Genomic DNA, 1543 nt, shown 5'->3' with positions numbered 1-1543 from the left:
GCAAGGCATGCTCGGGGGCCGTCTGTAGGAGCGAGCCATGCTCGCGAATCGCCGGGCCTCGCCGTATGCGGTATGTGGAGCGCACCTACGTGGGGCCGTGCCAGATTCGGGCTCGCCCGTCAGAAGCGGAACACTTCCATATCGGTTCGGATGGGTTCGATTGCCGGAATCCGCGGAGCCGCTTCGTCGGATTTGTTCGCCGGCGCCTTGGTGCTGCGCTTGGGCGGCGTCTTGGCCACCAGCGCCGGCTCGATCGCGTCCACCAGCATTTCGCTCAGCCGTTGCAGCAGCAGGCTTTGCGCGCGCACCTGATCGGTGGCGCTGCCCAGGTGCTCTTCCTGCAGGCGCACCAGTCGGTTACCCAGGTGCTTGCCGGCCTTGTCCCGCAGGCGCCACTGCGCCTCGAGCACAGCGGGATATTCGGGGCCCGAATCCAGGCGAGTGATCGACAGCTCGACCTGCACATCCGGCGTGAAGCCTTCGCCAGCGGGACCGAGCACGAGGCTCTGGGTATTCAGCCTCCAGGCCAGCTGACGTTGCAGCAACTGCTCGACATCGGCCTTCAGGCTGCCCGCCCAGCGGGCCTTCTGCGCATCGGCGGCCAGGCTGCCGTCGGCCAGACGCTGCAGCAGCGCATCGCGCTGCAGATAATCGGCCAGGGTGATCGGCCCCAGCAGCACCGCGGCACCGTCGGTCCGCTCCGGCACTTCGGACGTGCCGCTGTCCAGTCGATACATGGGCGCCGGCTGCAGGTTGATGCAGCCCGTCAGGCCGATGCTGGCCAGCAATAGAACAATCGGAACACGCAGCACGCTCTTCATCACCTTCATAACACCACGATCCAGGCTATACGCCGCCCCTTCAGGCACACGCCGATGCCGGAGGCATCCACCGAACGCCGCGCTGATCAATAGAGAGCCCGCCGACTGCAGGAGAAATCCCCGGTCGATCGCGGGCTGGAAAGGGGGCTATCTTCCGTGAAACCGGACACTGTTTCCAGCGCCGAAACACATCATCAGCCTTCCACCAACAATTTTTCGACGCGCTGGAAGCCACGCGGCAGCTTATTGCCGCGCCGCCCGCGCTCGCCCTTGTAATGCTCCAGATCCTCGGCCTTGAGCGACAGCGTGCGCTTGCCGGCCTGCAGGACCAGGGTCGCGCCGGACGGCAGCACGGCGAGATCGATCAGGTATTCCTCGCGGCTGGCCACCCGCTCGCCGGGAATGCCGATGATCTTGTTGCCCTTGCCCTTGCCCAGCTGCGGCAGGTCGCGCACCGGGAACACCAGCAGGCGGCCCTCGGTGGTCACCGCCGCCAGCCAGTCTTCGTCGCGGCTGGCCAGCGGCCGCGGCGCCACGACGCGGGCACCGGCCGGCAACGAGAGCAGCGCCTTGCCGGCCTTGTTCTTGGCCTGCAGGTCCTCGCCCTTGACCACGAAACCGTAGCCGGCATCCGAGGCGATGACGTAGAGCGCCTCGTCTTCGGGCAACAGCACGCACTCGAAACTGGCGCCCGGCGGCGGCGTCAGGCGGCCGGTCAGCGG

Annotated in this window: 2 protein-coding genes; both read right to left on the bottom strand. The window is 67.1% G+C overall.

The annotated features are described in order from the left end of the window. Nucleotides 1-119 precede the first annotated feature (119 nt). A complete protein-coding gene (locus tag IN820_RS22320; RefSeq protein ID WP_193683081.1) occupies nucleotides 120-821 on the bottom strand; it encodes a PqiC family protein in 702 nt (233 codons plus the stop codon). 194 nt (nucleotides 822-1015) lie between these two features. Further along, nucleotides 1016-1543 (bottom strand): DNA gyrase C-terminal beta-propeller domain-containing protein (locus IN820_RS22745; RefSeq protein WP_328822127.1); only part of this gene is annotated, 528 nt, incomplete at its 5' end.

The organism is Pseudomonas lopnurensis, from assembly GCF_015070855.1.
In the GTDB taxonomy this organism is placed as follows: Bacteria; Pseudomonadota; Gammaproteobacteria; order Pseudomonadales; family Pseudomonadaceae; genus Stutzerimonas; species Stutzerimonas lopnurensis.
The sequence above is the reverse complement of the archived record's forward strand: the minus strand, read 5'-3'. Positions and strand labels throughout refer to the sequence as shown.